At 67.4% G+C, this 15,325-nt stretch carries 13 protein-coding genes; 4 read left to right on the top strand and 9 right to left on the bottom strand.

The genetic code is table 11. The features are described from left to right. Positions 1 to 147 precede the first annotated feature (147 nt). Positions 148 to 1,281, top strand: a complete 1,134-nt coding sequence (locus tag CPCC7001_RS00185; protein ID WP_225867126.1) for a DUF481 domain-containing protein — start codon at positions 148 to 150, stop codon at positions 1,279 to 1,281. Here the strand turns inward: CPCC7001_RS00185 and CPCC7001_RS00180 are convergent. After that, positions 1,263 to 3,029, bottom strand: coding sequence for a mechanosensitive ion channel family protein (locus tag CPCC7001_RS00180; protein WP_006910819.1), 1,767 nt, complete (start codon positions 3,027 to 3,029; stop codon positions 1,263 to 1,265). The genes CPCC7001_RS00185 and CPCC7001_RS00180 overlap by 19 nt on opposite strands. Positions 3,030 to 3,373: 344 nt before the next feature. Between CPCC7001_RS00180 and CPCC7001_RS00175 the strand changes: the two genes are divergently transcribed. Next, positions 3,374 to 3,889, top strand: a complete 516-nt coding sequence (locus CPCC7001_RS00175; RefSeq protein WP_043368385.1) for an HdeD family acid-resistance protein — start codon at positions 3,374 to 3,376, stop codon at positions 3,887 to 3,889. Positions 3,890 to 3,907: 18 nt separating this feature from the next. Here the strand turns inward: CPCC7001_RS00175 and ggt are convergent, their stop codons facing one another. Next, positions 3,908 to 5,752, bottom strand: coding sequence for a gamma-glutamyltransferase (gene ggt, locus CPCC7001_RS00170; protein WP_156796616.1), 1,845 nt, complete (start codon positions 5,750 to 5,752; stop codon positions 3,908 to 3,910). 34 nt (positions 5,753 to 5,786) lie between these two features. On the opposite strand from ggt, the gene CPCC7001_RS00165 reads away from it, so the two are divergent. Both CPCC7001_RS00165 and CPCC7001_RS00160 read left to right on the top strand, forming a co-directional pair. Continuing rightward, entirely contained in the window at positions 5,787 to 6,041 is a 255-nt protein-coding gene (locus tag CPCC7001_RS00165; protein ID WP_043368383.1) for a hypothetical protein, read from the top strand. Positions 6,042 to 6,049: 8 nt separating this feature from the next. After that, complete coding sequence (locus tag CPCC7001_RS00160) at positions 6,050 to 7,786, top strand: SulP family inorganic anion transporter (protein ID WP_156796615.1); 1,737 nt, start codon at positions 6,050 to 6,052, stop codon at positions 7,784 to 7,786. On the opposite strand, the gene CPCC7001_RS00155 is transcribed toward CPCC7001_RS00160, so the two are convergent. The 7 genes from CPCC7001_RS00155 to CPCC7001_RS00125 are packed head-to-tail and all read right to left on the bottom strand — an operon-like array spanning position 7,758 to position 15,306. Then, complete coding sequence (locus CPCC7001_RS00155) at positions 7,758 to 9,596, bottom strand: V-type ATP synthase subunit A (RefSeq protein ID WP_006909984.1); 1,839 nt, start codon at positions 9,594 to 9,596, stop codon at positions 7,758 to 7,760. The genes CPCC7001_RS00160 and CPCC7001_RS00155 overlap by 29 nt on opposite strands. Continuing rightward, positions 9,593 to 10,321 carry a DUF2764 family protein gene (locus CPCC7001_RS00150; RefSeq protein ID WP_006911277.1) on the bottom strand — a complete coding sequence of 243 codons (729 nt, stop codon included), beginning with the start codon at positions 10,319 to 10,321 and terminating at the stop codon, positions 9,593 to 9,595. Before CPCC7001_RS00150 ends, CPCC7001_RS00155 begins: the two co-directional genes overlap by 4 nt. Positions 10,322 to 10,330: 9 nt before the next feature. After that, a complete protein-coding gene (locus tag CPCC7001_RS00145; RefSeq protein WP_050757008.1) occupies positions 10,331 to 11,032 on the bottom strand; it encodes an ATP synthase subunit A in 702 nt (233 codons plus the stop codon). 35 nt (positions 11,033 to 11,067) lie between these two features. Continuing rightward, positions 11,068 to 11,523 carry an ATP synthase subunit C gene (locus tag CPCC7001_RS00140; protein WP_006910706.1) on the bottom strand — a complete coding sequence of 152 codons (456 nt, stop codon included), beginning with the start codon at positions 11,521 to 11,523 and terminating at the stop codon, positions 11,068 to 11,070. Then, the gene (locus CPCC7001_RS00135) at positions 11,520 to 13,328 is read right to left on the bottom strand and encodes a V-type ATP synthase subunit I (RefSeq protein ID WP_006911347.1); all 1,809 of its coding nucleotides are present in this window, start codon (positions 13,326 to 13,328) and stop codon (positions 11,520 to 11,522) included. The genes CPCC7001_RS00140 and CPCC7001_RS00135 overlap by 4 nt, the downstream gene beginning before the upstream one ends. Continuing rightward, a complete protein-coding gene (locus CPCC7001_RS00130) occupies positions 13,325 to 13,936 on the bottom strand; it encodes a V-type ATP synthase subunit D (protein WP_006911590.1) in 612 nt (203 codons plus the stop codon). The genes CPCC7001_RS00135 and CPCC7001_RS00130 overlap by 4 nt, the downstream gene beginning before the upstream one ends. After that, the gene (locus CPCC7001_RS00125) at positions 13,933 to 15,306 is read right to left on the bottom strand and encodes a V-type ATP synthase subunit B (protein WP_006911794.1); all 1,374 of its coding nucleotides are present in this window, start codon (positions 15,304 to 15,306) and stop codon (positions 13,933 to 13,935) included. The genes CPCC7001_RS00130 and CPCC7001_RS00125 overlap by 4 nt, the downstream gene beginning before the upstream one ends. Between the last annotated feature and the right edge of the window lie 19 nt (positions 15,307 to 15,325).

Raw genomic sequence — 15,325 nt, 5'->3', positions numbered from 1 at the left:
TTCGCGCGACGGCGCGATGGTGGATTGGCGATCCGAGGCGGCAGCTGGAGAGAGACGCTCCCCGGCACCGCCCTCGTTGGCCTGGTGAGTGCGCTGTCCCTGGCCCCGGGCGCGGCTCTCGCGGATGACCCCCCGGTGGCAGAACCCGTGGCCGCGGAACCGCCTGCGGCGTCCGGCAGCGAGCAGGAGCTCTCCGCCCAGGCGCGGGTGCTGCTCGACCAGGTGGCCTGGTGTCTGGCCACCACCTGTGCGGAGGATCCGGGGCCCTGGCTGGCGGCTGCGGAGGAGATCGTGCGCGGCCAGCCCGCCTCGGAGTCCCAGGTGGACGACTGGCTGACGATTGCTCGCCTGCGGGCACAGCTGGGCGAGGCCGAGGCCGCCAAGGCTGCGTTGCAGGAAGCCCGCAAGACCGTGGAGGCCATCACCCCAGCGACGTCACGCCGGGTGTGGCAGAGCAGGCTGGCGCTGGGATACGCAGCCCTTGGGGATGTAGACACCAGCCGCGCTCTGCAGCAGGACGCCCTGGCCCAAGGCGATGCCAGCGAGCAGACCGTGGCCTATCCCTTCCCGGAAGGACCCGGCCGATTGAAAGCGGGCTTAGGCGTGACGGGAACGTCGTTCGACGAAACGACCATGCTCGGCAGCCTCAGCTTCAGCCTGTTCAAACCCTGGTCACGGCAGGATCTGAGCGCCGATGGCCTGTTCGTGATCGACTACGACAGCGGCAGGGACAACAACCGCATCAAGCCCAACATCGCCTCGAGTTTGATGTACCGCTATCACCTCAATGACGACTGGCACCTGTTCGTGAGCAACTTCACCAATGTCAATTCCGGTGTGTTCGCCAGCGGAAGCGATGACGAAGACACCTCCGCGTTGGTGGCCTCCTATGTCGGCCCGGGAATCAACCTCTGGAGGGGGCGGAGCACCGAACACTTCCTTGATCTTCAGTTCGGCATCCTCGGCGCTCGTTATGAGTACGAAGATCTGAACTTCAAGCTGGAAAGGAATGAACTCACGCCCTCCGTCGTGTTGATCCTGTTCGGCCGCGGGATCCCCATCGGTCGTGCCACCCTCTCCCCCACCCTGGCGGTGGGGGCCGGCTCCGATCAGCTGGATCAACTGGTGATGTACTCCGACGTGAATCTGAACGTGCCGATCAGCAAGCGCTGGGCCTGGAGCAGCAGGGTCGTGTGGCGGTACACGACCAGACCGGTGAGAGACAATCCCAATCTGAACCTCCAGTACGTCACCGGCCTCACCTACACCTTCAAGCCGTGAGCAGGCTCCGAATCCGGCAGCTCCGGCAGTGGCGGCTCCAGCCGGTAGGTCTGACGGGGAGTGCCGATGTCGATCCTGTGCTCGGAAAAGGCGCGTCTCACCCGCAGCCGGAACTCACGACCCACGGCCCATTGCTGGGCCGGCTCCGTCTGAATCCAGGTGGTGATGGCGATTCCGGTGGAAGTGACGCTATCGATGCCCAACACCGTGGGTTCAGACACGATTTTGTCATGCCAGTTCGGATCTTCATACAGCTGACGGGCAACGTCGTTCAGCACACGCAGGGCCTTATCCGGATCGGTCTCGTACGCCACACTGATGCTGAAGGCCACCCTGGACCAGCTTCGGGTGAGGTTCTTGATCTGGGTAATCGTGCTGTTGGGGATGGTGATCAGCTCGCCATCCACACTGCGTAACTGGGTGACACGCAGGTTGAGGTTTTCCACCAGGCCAGCCGCGGCACCCGTGTCAACGACATCTCCGATGGCGTATTGATCCTCGGCCAGAATGAGCACCCCATTCACCAGATCCTTCACCAGACTCTGAGACCCGAAGGAGAGTGCCAAGCCGAAGATTCCCCCGATGGCCAGCACTGAGCCCGTGGGCAGGCCCAGAACACCAAGTGCCAGCAGGAGGCCGAAGCCAATCAGCAGAATGGTCGCAAATCCTTTGGCTGCGCCCGCGATCGTGGAAGCCCGCAGCTGAAGACGCTTGGCATCCCCTGCAGCCAGCACACCCACCAGGCTGCCCCCATCCTGAACATTGGTGAAACGGTCAATCAACCGGCGACACAGACGGATGGCAAATCCGGTGAAGAACCAGATGAGCAGCAGCCTGATCGGGATTGCCAGCACCTCCTCGCTGTACTTCTCGAGCACAGGAAACTGCTTGGACAGCTGGTACAACCCGAAGTACCAGACCAGAACCAGCGACCAGAACAGCAACCATTGCAGAAAACTCAGCACACTCAAGCGACGATCCAGGCTGGCCACCTGATCCAGTCCTTGGATCAACGCCTCGCGCTGCTGTGCCCTGCGCTCATCGCGCTCTAGAGCCTCGCGGCCTTCCTGGGGATCCAGGGCAGCCTGCGGCCCGGCTGACTCGGCAGCGGCCTGGAGTTCATCGCGGAGCCGGCGCAGGCGCTGTTGCCGCCGGCCCAGAAGATGCTTCGCCACGGAGAGCCCAACCGTGAGCGCCACCAGGAGCAGCAGGATTCGTCCCACGGAGACCAGATCCTGGAGAACAACCTCGCTGGAGAGTTCCTTGAGCCCTGTCCTGATTTCTGTGGTGAGGATGCCCCGCCACTGGCCAGCCAGCTGTGCAATCGGAAGGCCGTGGTAGTTGCTGTCAACCCGGGTGACGGAAACCAGAATCAGGGGCTGGGTGTAGTGATCATCCTTGGCCGTGATCACCGTGACGCCGTTGAGCACGCCGACATCGACAGCCAGGGTTTCCGGATTCATCGGCGGTGTCAGCCGATCGAGGACGGCGCGGCGCAGACGGGCACTTACCTCGGCGGCGCGTTCTTCAACGGCGGCAGTCAGGTCGGCCCGCTCCAGGTTGCGATCCGTGATGGTTGGGGACGCCACGACGAACAAGTCCTCGCCGGTAATCGGAGAACGCACAGGGGCCACCTCAATGCTTCCCAGACGTGTGACCTCGGGGGGTGGGTTACGCCGGTTCGCCTGGCCAAAGTCCGGCAGGGCCAGCTGGGCGGCGCCTGGCTGGCTCAGACCGGCCAGCAGCACAGCGGCGAGCAGAACAGACAGGAACAGGCGGGGAAGAAGCCGTCGAGACCATCGCTGCCGTGGAGGACACCGTTGTCGAAACACTCTCATGGGCACACGCGTTCCCTTGAAAACAAACAAGCTCAGCAAACAGGCTCAGCACCGGACTGGCGGTGGCCGGAGTGGATCCACGGCAGAGAGCCCTCCACCTTGGACACCTCCACAGACCACTGAACGGAACCCAACCTGGGGACTTTCAGCCGCGGCCTGCGCTGGCTGTGATGGATTGCCACAGCCCTGTGGGCATTCCCCGATGAACAGGCCAGCACACCCTGCCTAGGGTGTCGCCAGCTGCTCCCACACCCTTGGCCGCTCCCTCCTCCCCCGTGCTGCGCTGGCTCACCGCCGGCCTGCTGCTGGCTGCGGCGGCTCTGGCGATCGCCCTGCCGTTCGTGTCGGCCACCCTGCTCACCATCGCCATCGGCGGTGTGGCGATCGCCGCGGGGGTGTCCCAGGGCCTGCGCCTCACCGGCGAACCCGATGTGCAGGGCAAGCTCTTTCGCCTGCTCTCCGCCCTGCTCTATGCCGGCGGCGGCATCTACATCCTGCTCTACCCCCTCGCCAGCGAGGTGAGCCTCACCCTGTTCGTGGGATTCCTGCTCGCCTTCCAGGGGGTGATGGAGCTGGCCGGGGCGGCCGCCGGCCAGGGCCCGGCCCGCGGCCTGGTGCTCCTCGATGGCATCGTCACCACCGTGCTGGGCGGCATGCTGATCGCCGAGTGGCCCAGCGACAGCGTCTGGGCGATCGGCACCCTGCTGGGGGTGGGCCTGGGCATCTCGGCCGTGAACATGCTCACCACCCCGGGCCCCCAGGCCGGCTGAGGGCTCAGCCTTCCGGCTTCATTCGCCGATAGCGAGCCCTTCGGCCTTGCGCGGATCCACCACTCCCAAGCTGCCATCGGCCGTGATCTCCACGCTGTTGGCGGCCCCCATGGCGGAGCTGCGCACCAGCTGGTGCCCCTTGACCTCCAGCAGCCGGCGGGTGTCCGGGCTGAGGCCCTCTTCGAAGAACAGGCGATCCGGCAGCAGCTGGGCGTGGATGCGCGGAGCCGCCACGGCCCCGGCCAGATTCAGCCCGTGCTCGATGCGGTTGAGCAGCACCTGCAGCACCGTGGTGAGGATGCGGCTTCCCCCGGGGCTGCCGGTGGCGAACCAGGGCCGGCCGTCGGCATGGAACACCAGAGTGGGGCTCATCGAGCTGAGCGGCCGCCGCCCCGGCGCGATCGCATTGGAGGCCCCCTGCACCAGTCCGAAGGCGTTGGCACTGCCCAGCTGGGCGGTGAAGTCGTCCATCTCGTTGTTGAGCAGGAACCCCGCCCCGGGCACGGCAATGCCATTGCCGAACGGGAAATTGAGGGTGGTGGTGAGCGCCACCAGGCCCCCCTGGCGATCGGCGGTGGAGAGGTGGATCGTGTCCTCGCTTTCGGGCAGGGGCGGCGGCCCCTGCTGCACCTGGGCGGCGGGCCGGTGCCGCTGCAGATCGAGGCTGCGGCGCATCGCCGCCACATACGCAGGGGCCAGCATCCGCGCCAGGGGGATCGCCACCTGGTCGGGATCGCCCAGCAGGGCATTGCGGTCGCGGTAGGCCAGGTTCATGGCCTCGGCCATGCGGTGCAGGCTCTCGGCCCCGTTCGCCCCCAGGCTGGCCAGCGGCATCGGCTCCAGCACCGCCAGCAGCTGCAGGATCGTGACCGCACTGCTGGGGGGCGGCGGCACCAGCACGGTGCTGCCGCGGAAGCGGCCCGCCAGCGGACGCACCAGCTGGGCCCGGTAGCGCTCCAGATCCTGCAGGGTGATCAGCCCGCCTCCGCGGCGCATCAGGCCGGTGATGGCCTCCGCCGTGGGGCCGGCGTAGAAGCCCCGATCACCCTGCTCGGCGATCCTTCGCAGGGTGAGGGCCAGCGCGCCCTGGCGCAGCCGGGCACCAGGGCGGTCCGCCGCCAGGAACAGGGCCCGGGCGGTGGGGTCGGCCTCCAGCCGGGGCCGGGCGCGGCGCAGATCCTCCGCCAGCACCCGGCTCACCGGAAAGCCCGTCTCGGCCAGGGCGATGGCGGGGCGCAGCACCTGCTGCAGCGGCAGACGGCCGTAGCAGCGCTGGGCCAGCACCAGTCCCGCCACCGAGCCGGGCACCGCCGTGCTCAGCAGGCTGCCGGTGGCCAGGGCCCGATCCACCGTTCCCTCCGGCCCCACGAACAGATCGGCGCGGGCGGCCGCGGGGGCGGTCTCGCGGAAGTTCACCGCCACGGCGGTGCCCCGGCCGATGCGGAGCTCAGGGTTCTCGGCGTTGCCAACAGCGCTGGCGGGGCCCTGGTCGTCCGGCAGGCAGCCACGGGCCCGCGCCGGGGAGGCTCCGGGCAGCCACAGCACCAAAAAGCCGCCGCCGCCCAGATTTCCCGCCTGGGGATGGGTCACCGCCAGGGCGAAGGCGGTGCCGATGGCCGCATCCACCGCATTGCCCCCCTCGCGCAGCAGCTCCGCCCCGGCAGCCGCCGCCAGGGGCTCCTGCACCGCCACCATCCCCCCGGCCGACCACACCGGATGGGAGCGCTGCTCCCGCTCCTGCAGCACATCGGCGCGAAGGGGCCCCGGCAGGGTCAGGAGGGCGGGGGCGAGCAGCACCGGGCCCAGCCGCCTCCAGGCCGGTCGAAAGCCCTGGGGTTGGGGGCGTCGAGGCGCTGCGGTCATGGAGAACGGGAACGATGAACTGAGGAGACGCCCCATGTTCGACGGTTGGAGCGCCTTCTTCACCACCACCGGAGCGGCCGGTGGAACGCTGGCAGGGTTGCTGTTCGTGGTGGTGAGCCTCGGCACCGGCCTCCACAACGTGATCCTGATCCTGGCCAGCGCCGTCCTCATCGGCGGTGGTGCGGGATTGATCGCCGGCAATGCCTTGACCCCCTATGCCGTGGCCGGCTCCACCACCCTGTTCCTGGTGTCGGGCCTGGAAACTGAACAGGCGCCCGGATCGCGCTGACAACATCCATGCCACGACCCGCCCCGCCCGGCCACAGTTCAGAACTGCAGCGGACCATCGTGGACCTGGGCGCCTGGCTGCCCCGACCGACTGGCCTGTTGCCGCTGCGGCGGGATCAGGTGGCCGCCGATGTGCTGGCCGGTCTCACCCTGGCGGCCCTGGCCATTCCGGAGGTGATGGGCTACACCCGCATCTCCCAGACGCCAGTGATCACCGGCCTTTACACCATGCTGCTGCCCATGGTGGCCTTCGCTGTGCTGGGGGCCTCGCGCCATCTGGTGGTGGCGGCCGATTCGGCCACCGCGGCGATCCTGGTGGCCACCCTGGGCGGCGTGGCCCCGCCCGGTTCCGCCAGCTACCTGGGGCTCACCATGGCGGTGGCCGTGGGCGTGGCCCTGTTCCTGCTGCTGGCGGCCCTGCTGCGCCTGGGCTTTCTGGCCGACTTCCTCTCCCGCAGCGCCCTGATCGGCCTGCTCTCCGGCATCGGCGTGCAGGTGGCCGCCTCGGAGCTGGCGGGCCTGTTCGGCCTGCCGCGGCAGGGCCAGGGCGCCGTGCAACAGCTGCTGGCCACATTGGCCCGGCTGCCCCAGAGCCGGATCGACCACCTGCTGGTGGCCCTGGGCGTGCTGGGGCTGATCGCGGTCTGCCGGCGCCTCGACCGGCGGCTGCCGGGCGCCCTGATCGCGGTGAGCGGCTCGATCCTGGTCAGCGCCCTGCTCGATTTCCCCGGCCGGGGCCTGGATGTGGTGGGCGCCGTGCCCGGCGGCCTGCCCCATCTGGTGCTGCCCGTGGTGGCGCCTTCCCAGTGGAACGCCGTGCTGGTGAGCGCCGCCTCCTGCTTCGTGGTGGTCCTGGCCCAGAGCTCGGCCACGGCCCGCGCCTACGCCCAGCGCTACAGGGAGCGGAGCCTGGAGAACGTGGACCTGGTGGGGCTGGCCAGCGCCAACCTGGCCGCCGGGCTGAGCGGCACCTTCGTGGTGAATGGCTCCCCCACCAAGACCGAGATGGTGGATGCGGCGGGTGGCCGCAGCCAGCTGGCCCATCTCACCGCCGCCGCCGTGGTGCTGCTGGTGCTGCTGTTCTTCACCCGCCCCCTGGAGCTGCTCCCGGCAGCGGTGCTCTCCACGATCGTCTTTCTGATCGGCCTCAAGCTGATCGACTGGACGGGGCTGCGGGAGCTGTGGCGGCTGCAGCGCAACGAATTTCTGATCGCCCTGGCCACCGTGATCACCGTGGCCCAGGTGGGAGTGATGCCGGGCATCCTGCTGGCCGTGGTGCTGTCGCTGATCGAGCAGGTGCGGCACACCTACCGGCCGCGGACCTGCCTCTGGGCTCCCCGCGCCGATGGCACGGGCCTGCACACGGTTCCGGTGGCTCCGGGCGTGTTCGCCGTGCCGGGGATCCTGGCCTACCGCTTCGAGGCCAATCTCTTCTACGCCAATGCCAACCGCTTCACCGAAGAGGTGCTGGCCCTGGTGACCCAGCCCGGGGCGATCGTGGAGGGACTGGTGGTGGATGCCTCGGGCATTGACGATGTGGACTACTCGGCCGCCAAGGCCCTGCTGGAGCTGCGGGATCGCCTGGCGGGCTCCGGGGTACGCTCCGCCTTGGTGACCAATTCCCGGGCCATGGTGGAGGAACTGCACCGGTTCGGCCTCGGCCGCGGGCCGAACAGCATGGGCACCTTCGGGAGCGTGCCGGAGGCCATCGCGCAGCTCAGCTGCCCGCCTGGGCCGGAATCCTGATGGCCTGGGCCTCGGCCAGGTTCTGGATCTCCCCAAGAAAGCTGGCGTAGGTTGGCGATTCGAGTGGGGCGTAATTGAGGTTCTTGAACAACCCGGTGAGCCGGGTGAAGAACTCCCGCACCTCCGTCTTGTCGGCAAACTGGTAGGGCCGGTTCACCAGATCGCACACCAGATCGAAGGATGATTTCTGGCGCTCGATCGGGCAGCTGGAATCCACCGCATCGAAGGCATCCTGCTGCAGGTACACCATGTCGAGGAAGAGCGCCTTCTGATGCAGGATGAAATCCTCCAGAGTCACCCCTTCCTCGCCGGTCACCTGGATCATCTGGTTCACGGCGTCGCCGCGGCGCAGCAGGGCGTTCATCGCCTTCACCCGTTGCACCCAGTCCGGGGAGACATGCCGGGCGAACCAGTCTTCCAGCTGGCCGAAGTAACGCGACCATGACAGCAGAATGTCCACGGCGGGATAGAAGCGCTTGTAGGCCCGATCGGCGCTCAGCCCCAGAAAGGCCTTCACCGTGCTCAGGGTCGACTGGGTGACCGGCTCCTCGAAGTTGCCGCCGGCGGGCGACACTGTGCCGATCATCGTGAGGCTGCCCACACTGCCATCGTTGGTGCGCAGGATCCCGGCCCGCTCATACACGCTCTTGATCGAGGAGTCGAGATAGGCGGGAAAGGCCTCCTCACCGGGAATCTCCTCCAGACGCCCGGAGGTTTCGCGCATCGCCTGGGCCCAGCGGGAGGTGGAATCGGCGATCAGCAGCACGTTCACCCCCATCTGGCGGTAGTACTCACCGAGGGTGAGGCCGGTGTAGATCGAGGCCTCCCGGGCCGCCACGGGCATCGAGGAGGTGTTGCAGATGATGATCGTGCGATCCATCAGCGATCCGCCGGTCTTCGGATCGGAGAGCTTGGGGAATTCGGTGATGGTTTCCACCACCTCACCGGCCCGTTCACCGCAGGCCACCACGATCACCACGTCCACGTCCGAGTGGCGGGAGATCATGTTCTGCAGCACGGTCTTGCCCGCCCCGAACGGCCCCGGGATGCAGCCGGTGCCGCCGCGGGCAATGGGCAGGAAGGTGTCCACGATCCGCTGGGTGGTGATCATCGGCTCCTGGGGATAGAGCCGCTCGCACAGGCGCCGCTCCAGCAGGCCCTGGGGCAGGGGACGCCGCACCGGCCACTCCTGCGTGAGGGTGAGGGAGCGGGTCTCGCCCCGGGCATCCCGGATCCGCGCCACCGCGGTGGTCACGGTGAAGCTGCCCTGCTGAATCCACTCCAGGGTCACCTCCCCGGGCTCCGCGAAGGGGATCATGATCTTGTGGGTGAAACGCCCCTCCTGAACGGTGCCGATCACGTCGCCGGCCCTGAGACGATCGCCCATGCGGGCCGTGGACTGGAATGACCACTTGCGCTCGGTGTCCAGCGGGGAAACCGTGGCCCCCCGGGGCAGAAAGGTGCCATAGCCCGCTGCCAGGCCGGCCAGAGGGTTCTGGAGACCGTCGTACACCTGGCTGAGCAGGCCCGGCCCGAGGGTCACCGACAGCAGTTCACCGGTCTGCTCCACCGGATCCCCCACCCCCACGCCCCTGGTGCTCTCGTACACCTGGGCATCGGCGGTGGTGCCGTTCACCCGCAGCACCTCGGCCTTCAGCCGCTCCTGCCGCTCCCCATCCAGACGGCTCGGCAGGATGTAGATCACCTCGTTCTTGAGGATCGGCCGCGGATCGGTGTCGGCCATGGCGATGGTCACCAGATCGTCCTGAACGGCCACCACGCGGGCGGGATTGAAGGCGGCGGGCGTCATCGGCGGGGAACGGCGGGTGGACGGGCGCAAGCCGCATCGTGGTGAGCCAGCGCCGCCTCCACGAGCCCGGTGAAGCGGGCCTGGGCCGCCTCGGCGTCGTAGTGGGACCACCGATCCACCAGCGCCCAGCGCGCGACGTACACCACCACGGCCTCGAAGTCGAAGTGGTGGCCGAAGACGAGGCGATCCAGATCCCTCCAGATCACCCCGAACAGGGTGCGTTCCAGCGCCACCAGATCCCCGCTCTCCAGCAGCCCGCTCACCTCCGGGATCCAGGGGAACACCGCCTCCAGCCCGAAGGCGGGCTCGCTCCAGCGGCGCGCGATGGTGGCCACCCAGGGCCCGAACCCCCAGGCCTGGCCCGTGGGTGGTTCGCTCTCGCCCCGATGGCGCCGCCGCAGGGCCGCCAGGATCGTGCGCAGATCGAGCCGGTGCGCCACCAGCTGCCGCAGGGTGGGATTGGACACCGCGGCGAAGAACTGCCGGGCCGATTCCAGCAGGCGCTCATCGATCGGTCCCGCCAGGCTGTCGTCATCCCGCATCGACTGGGACAGAAACCCCGTCATCAGCTCCAGGGTGTGCCGGTCGTCGGGATGGAGCAGGCTCAGCCGGCTCTCCAGCTTCAGCAGCGAGATGGCAGGCGTGCGCGCCTCGAACAGGCCGCCCAGCGGGGGCAGGCTGCCCATCAGCAACGTGTAGCGGGGGGCGCAGAGGGAGACGGTCATGTCACACGGTCATTTCACGACGCCCTCCAGCAGGGCGCGAAAGCGCGGCTGCAGGTGCTGCAGGATCGCTTCCGACACGGCCTCATCGGTGAGGTCGAGCACCACGTCGCGATCCACCAGGCGCAACCGCAGCCCCTTCTGCTGATCGGTGGCGACGCCGAAGCTCACGCCTTCCCGCAGCATGCCCCGGGACACCAGCTGCACGAAATGGGTGAGCACGCCGTGTTCGAGCTCCTCGGGGTTCTGGCTCAGTTCCTCCAGCCCGGCGATGTGGCGGGGCAGGATCACCTCGCTGTGGGCGGAACGGTCGGCCTCCTCGCGCACCCGGCCCACCACCTCCTGAATCATCCGCTCGAGGATCTCCTGCTTCTGCTGCTCCTCCCCCACCAGCTGGCGCACCTCACCCCGGAACCGCTCCATCAGCTGGGATTTCAGGGCCAGCACGGCATCCCGCAGAGCCAGGTCCAGGGCCTGTTTGCCGGAGCGCTCGAGCGTCTCGGCCTCAAGTCGGGCGTCCTTGACGATCTGGTCGGCCTGCTGCCGGGCCTGATCGAGCATGTGCTGGGCCTGGGTCCTGGCATCGGCCAGAAGCCTGTCCGCCTGGTCACGGCCGGCGGCCACCCCCTCATCCCGCAGGCGGGCGATCAGTTCCTCCACGCCGGAGGCCACGCGGGCCGGGTCGTCATCGCGGTGGGTTCGGGACCTGGGCATCGAAGGCTGGAGGGAAGGGGATCAGGCGCAGGGGATCACTGGCTGGGAATGCCGCCGGCAGCCACCAGGGCGAACACGAAGGCGAACACCGCGAAGCCCTCCACGATCGCCGCCGGCGCCAGGGCCAGGCCGAAGATCTCCGGCTTCGACTTCGACCCGGAAATGGCCGAGGCGCAGCAGAGCCCCTGGTAGATGGCGGCCAGCAGGAAGGTGAGCCCGGAGAGCACGCCCAGTCCGAACAGGGCGCCGGCATTCACCGGCAGCACCGGCCGGTTGAGGATGAACATCACCACGATGCCGTAGATCGACATCGAGGAAGGAAGCGCCGAGAGACCAACGAATCGGCCATAGCCGCTGTTGACCTCCATCATCGCGCCGATGGCCGCCTGCCCGGCAATGGTGCAACCGATCGCCGCCCCGATGGCACCGAGGGCCACCGGGGCATAGATGCCGATCCAGCCGAGTCCGAGGAGAGCGAAATGGTCGTTCACGAGGCAAGCTCCTTTTTGATGAAAGGCCTGAAGGGAACACCTTCGCCGGAGAGTCCCCAGTTGAAGAACTCGATGAAGTTCAACCGGAGGCCATGCACGAAGCCGCTGATGATGGCCAGCAGCAGGTTGATGCCATGGCCCAGCACCAGGATCAGCAGGGCGATCGGCACCCCCAGGGCGATGTCCGAGCGCGACACCTGGCCGGCCAGCTGGTTGAAGGTGATCGCCAGCGACGCACTGGCCAGCCCCAGGGCAAACAGCCGGAGGTAACTCATCACATCACCGAACAGCTTCGAGATGGCCGTGAGCGATCCAGCCCCATCCAGCAGCCGCAGCAGCAGGTCCATCGGATGGTGAACCTGCCGCTCACTGCTGAGCAGCAGAACGGTGAGCAGTCCCCCGGCAATCAGACCCAGGCCCACATGCAGAACGGGTGGCGCGGCATTGCCGAGATAGAGCGTCAGCCCACCCACGATCACCGCCATCCAGCCGATCGGTGGCGCCGTCTGGGCCAGGGAGCGGCCCCGCACCGCCACCACCCCGTTGGCGAGCAGCAGATGGGCACAGCCCACCAGCAGCGAGAGTTGCATCATCGCCGGGAAATCGTTGAGATCCAGCAGCTTGATGGCCGCCAGGGGCGAGCCCTGCGGTGGCTCGATGCCGAAATAGCTGCCCGCCAGCATTCCGTACACCAGGGCCATCACCAGGCCAAAGGCCGCCAGGATGCGGAAATGGCGGCCGCCCGCTGAACGGCCCATCGACTTCCACTTCAGCGCCAGCACGACGCCGAGCACCAGCGCGTAACCCGCGTCCGCCATGATCATGGCGAAGAAGAACGCGAACGAGAAGAACACCACGATCGAGGGATCCCAGTCGCGGTAGGCCGGTGTCTCGTAGAAGGTCACCAGATCCTGGCCGCCGCTGAGCGAAGCGGGATTGCGCAGCAGGGTCGGCGGACTGTCCCTGGGCTCGGGCACGTCTGCCAGGTAGGCCAGACCCTGCCGCGCCGCGAAGGTCTGCAGCCGCGGCAGCAGCGGCCGGGGAATCCAGCCCTGCAGCTGCACCAGGGTGCTGTCGTCGCGCGCCATGGCGCTGGCCTGATGGCGCGCCTGGGCATCCTCGGCCCGGGTGAGATGTTTGGAGAGCAGAAACAACCAGCAGCTGAGCGATTCATGCTCGGCCTCCACATCCTCGAGGGCGGTGCGGGCCAGATCGCACTCCCGCTGCACCTCCCGGTAGGACTGCGAACCGACATGGGAGCGGGGAACCGGCAGCAGGGCCGGATCGGGCTCCTCCTCGGCAATCAGCACGACATAGGCATGGCGGGCGGTTTCGTGCAGCCGCTGCCAGGGCACACCCAGACCCTGCAGCGCCTGGCGGAAGGCGGCGGCCTTGGGATGGGGCACCCGGTAGAACCACAGACGGCACCCCCCCAGGGCATCGAGCGCCGGCAGGGTGAAATCCCCCCAGGGCCTCAGCTCCTCCAGCCGTTTGCCGAGGGCAAGCAGACGGTCTTCGGCCTGCTGTTTCCGGCGGCGGTTGGCGAGAGCCTCCGCCACGATCCGCTCGAACGCGAAGTCGGCATCCACGCGCGTCTGATGGCGCCGCCGGCGCACATCCATCAGATAGCGCAGGGCCTGGCGGGCATCCTCGCTGGGGCGATCCAGCACGAAGCCCTCGTCCTCGCCCGCGTCAGCCAGGGGGATCAGATGCAGACAGCCGAGGCTCTGCAGACCGTCCAGCAGGCGCTCCCGGTCGGCGGAGAGCCCCAGCACCGTGACCTTGGCCAGCGGAATGATCGTCATGGGGCGGCCACCTGGTCACGCTCCTTCTTGCGCTTGGCGATCTTGGAGTTCACCACCGCGGCACGCTCCGCATCCGCCAGGTAGATGGAGATCCTGCGGATGTTGCGGCGGGTGCCAGGAATCAGCACCTTGTCGAAGAGATTGAAGCGCTGGGTCACCTTGCGTTCGGCCAGCTGCAGCAGCTCCAGCCGCTGTTCGGCCGCCCGCAGCTCCAGCTGATTGCGCAGGGCCGCCTGCAGCCAGCCCACCACGGCATCCACCCAGAATGGCCGGGTGAGCAGGCCATACGCGGCCACGTTGAAGTCGACGCGATCCAGCTTCGGCAGCCTGGTGCCCATCAGGTTCTCCTCCACCTGTTGCACGGCCGCGATCGTCACCAGATCGGACAGGTCAATGCGGGCATGGGCCAGCATCGGGCAGGTGTTTCCCACCTCGGCCGCGATGGCCGCCCCGCGGGCGCGGGCCTCCTCCAGCTGACGCCGGGCCGTTTTCCGTTCCGCCGCCAGCTGGCGGCGTTTGAGGTCCAGCGATGGCAGCACGTCGTTGTAGGTCTTGAGCAGCCCCTTCTGGTGACTCAGGGACGCCTTGGTGAGCGAGAGCCTGCTCATCGCACCTCCGCGGCCCCCGCAACGGTTGGGTCATCGCGCTGGGGGAAGTACTTGTCAATCAGCTCCTGCTTCATCAGCAGCTCCTGGGGTTCGAAGCACTCGGCGAGGGTCTGCCAGGCCAGATCCAGGGCCGCCTCCAGGGGCAGATCCACGTTGAGGTCCATGAAGCGCTGGCGGAACAGCTCACCGAAGCGGATCAGCTTGCCGTCGTACTCGGAGAGCTCGAACGCCATCGCCTGCTTCTGCTGCGCATCGCGGGCACCGGCATACAGGCGGATCGTGGTGTTCATGATCTGATTGTGATCCTCGCGGGTCACCTTGCCGATCACGTTCTGCTTGAGCCGCGACAGGGAACCGAAGGGATCGATCATGCCGTCGTGAAGATAGAACTGGCCCTCGGTGATGTAGCCGGTGTTATCCGGCACCGGATGGGTCACATCATCGCCGGGCATGGTGGTCACGGTGAGCAGGGTCACGGAACCTCCCTTGGCATAATCGGCGGCCTTTTCATAACGGCGTGCCAGCTGGGAATAGAGATCGCCGGGGTAGCCGCGGTTGGCTGGAACCTGATCCATGGCGATGCTGATCTCCTTGAGCCCATCGGCGAAGGAGGTCATGTCGCTGAGCAACACGAGCACCCGCTTGCCTTCCTCCACGGCAAACTTCTCGGCAACGGCCAGGGCCATGTCGGGAATCAGGATCCGCTCCACGATCGGGTCGGAAGCCAGATTCACGAACATCACCGTGCGGGGAAACACACCCGCCTCCTCAAACGTCTGACGGAATGCGTAGTAATCATCAAAGATGAGGCCCAGACCTCCGAACACCACCACATCGGCATCGGCCTGAATGCCGATACGGGCCAGGAAGGGATTGAAGGGTTCACCGGATACGGAGAAGATCGGGATCTTCTGACTCTCCACCAGGCAGTTGAAGATGTCGATCATCGGCACGTTCGTGCGGATCATCTTGGAGGCCAGGATGCGGCACATCGGGTTCACCGAAGGCCCACCGATCGCCACCCGCGGATCCTGGGAGAGATCGGGCCCTCCATCGATCGGCTCCCCCGTGCCCCGAAACACCCGGCCGAGGATGTTGCCGGAATAGGTGGCGGTCATCGGATGGCCGAGGAAACGCACCTCGGAATTGGTCGACACCCCCTTGGTGCCCCGGAACACCTGCAGGGCCACCGACCCCTGCTTGAGGTCGATCACCTGGGCCAGTGAAGAGCTGCCATCGGCGTTCTGCAGCACCGCCAGATCGTTGAAACGCGGCGCAGCCTCGCCACCCTCCACTCCGGTGGGCACCTCCACCCGGATGATGTCACCGACGATCTCAAGAATCCTCGAGTAACTGATCAGCGCGGTCATCGGGGCACGGCCGTGATCG

This window comes from Cyanobium sp. PCC 7001 (assembly GCF_000155635.1).
Classification (GTDB): Bacteria; Cyanobacteriota; Cyanobacteriia; order PCC-6307; family Cyanobiaceae; genus NIES-981.
This window is presented reverse-complemented; position numbering and strand designations above follow the sequence as displayed.

Coding starts and splice junctions, on each gene's coding strand:
- ggt (WP_156796616.1), bottom strand. CDS start 5,752: ATGACCGCAGCGCCTCGACGCCCCCAACCCCAGGGCTTTCGACCGGCC.
- CPCC7001_RS00165 (WP_043368383.1), top strand. CDS start 5,787: ATGTTCGACGGTTGGAGCGCCTTCTTCACCACCACCGGAGCGGCCGGT.
- CPCC7001_RS00160 (WP_156796615.1), top strand. CDS start 6,050: ATGCCACGACCCGCCCCGCCCGGCCACAGTTCAGAACTGCAGCGGACC.
- CPCC7001_RS00155 (WP_006909984.1), bottom strand. CDS start 9,596: ATGACGCCCGCCGCCTTCAATCCCGCCCGCGTGGTGGCCGTTCAGGAC.
- CPCC7001_RS00150 (WP_006911277.1), bottom strand. CDS start 10,321: ATGACCGTCTCCCTCTGCGCCCCCCGCTACACGTTGCTGATGGGCAGC.
- CPCC7001_RS00145 (WP_050757008.1), bottom strand. CDS start 11,032: ATGCCCAGGTCCCGAACCCACCGCGATGACGACCCGGCCCGCGTGGCC.
- CPCC7001_RS00135 (WP_006911347.1), bottom strand. CDS start 13,328: ATGACGATCATTCCGCTGGCCAAGGTCACGGTGCTGGGGCTCTCCGCC.
- CPCC7001_RS00130 (WP_006911590.1), bottom strand. CDS start 13,936: ATGAGCAGGCTCTCGCTCACCAAGGCGTCCCTGAGTCACCAGAAGGGG.
- CPCC7001_RS00125 (WP_006911794.1), bottom strand. CDS start 15,306: ATGACCGCGCTGATCAGTTACTCGAGGATTCTTGAGATCGTCGGTGAC.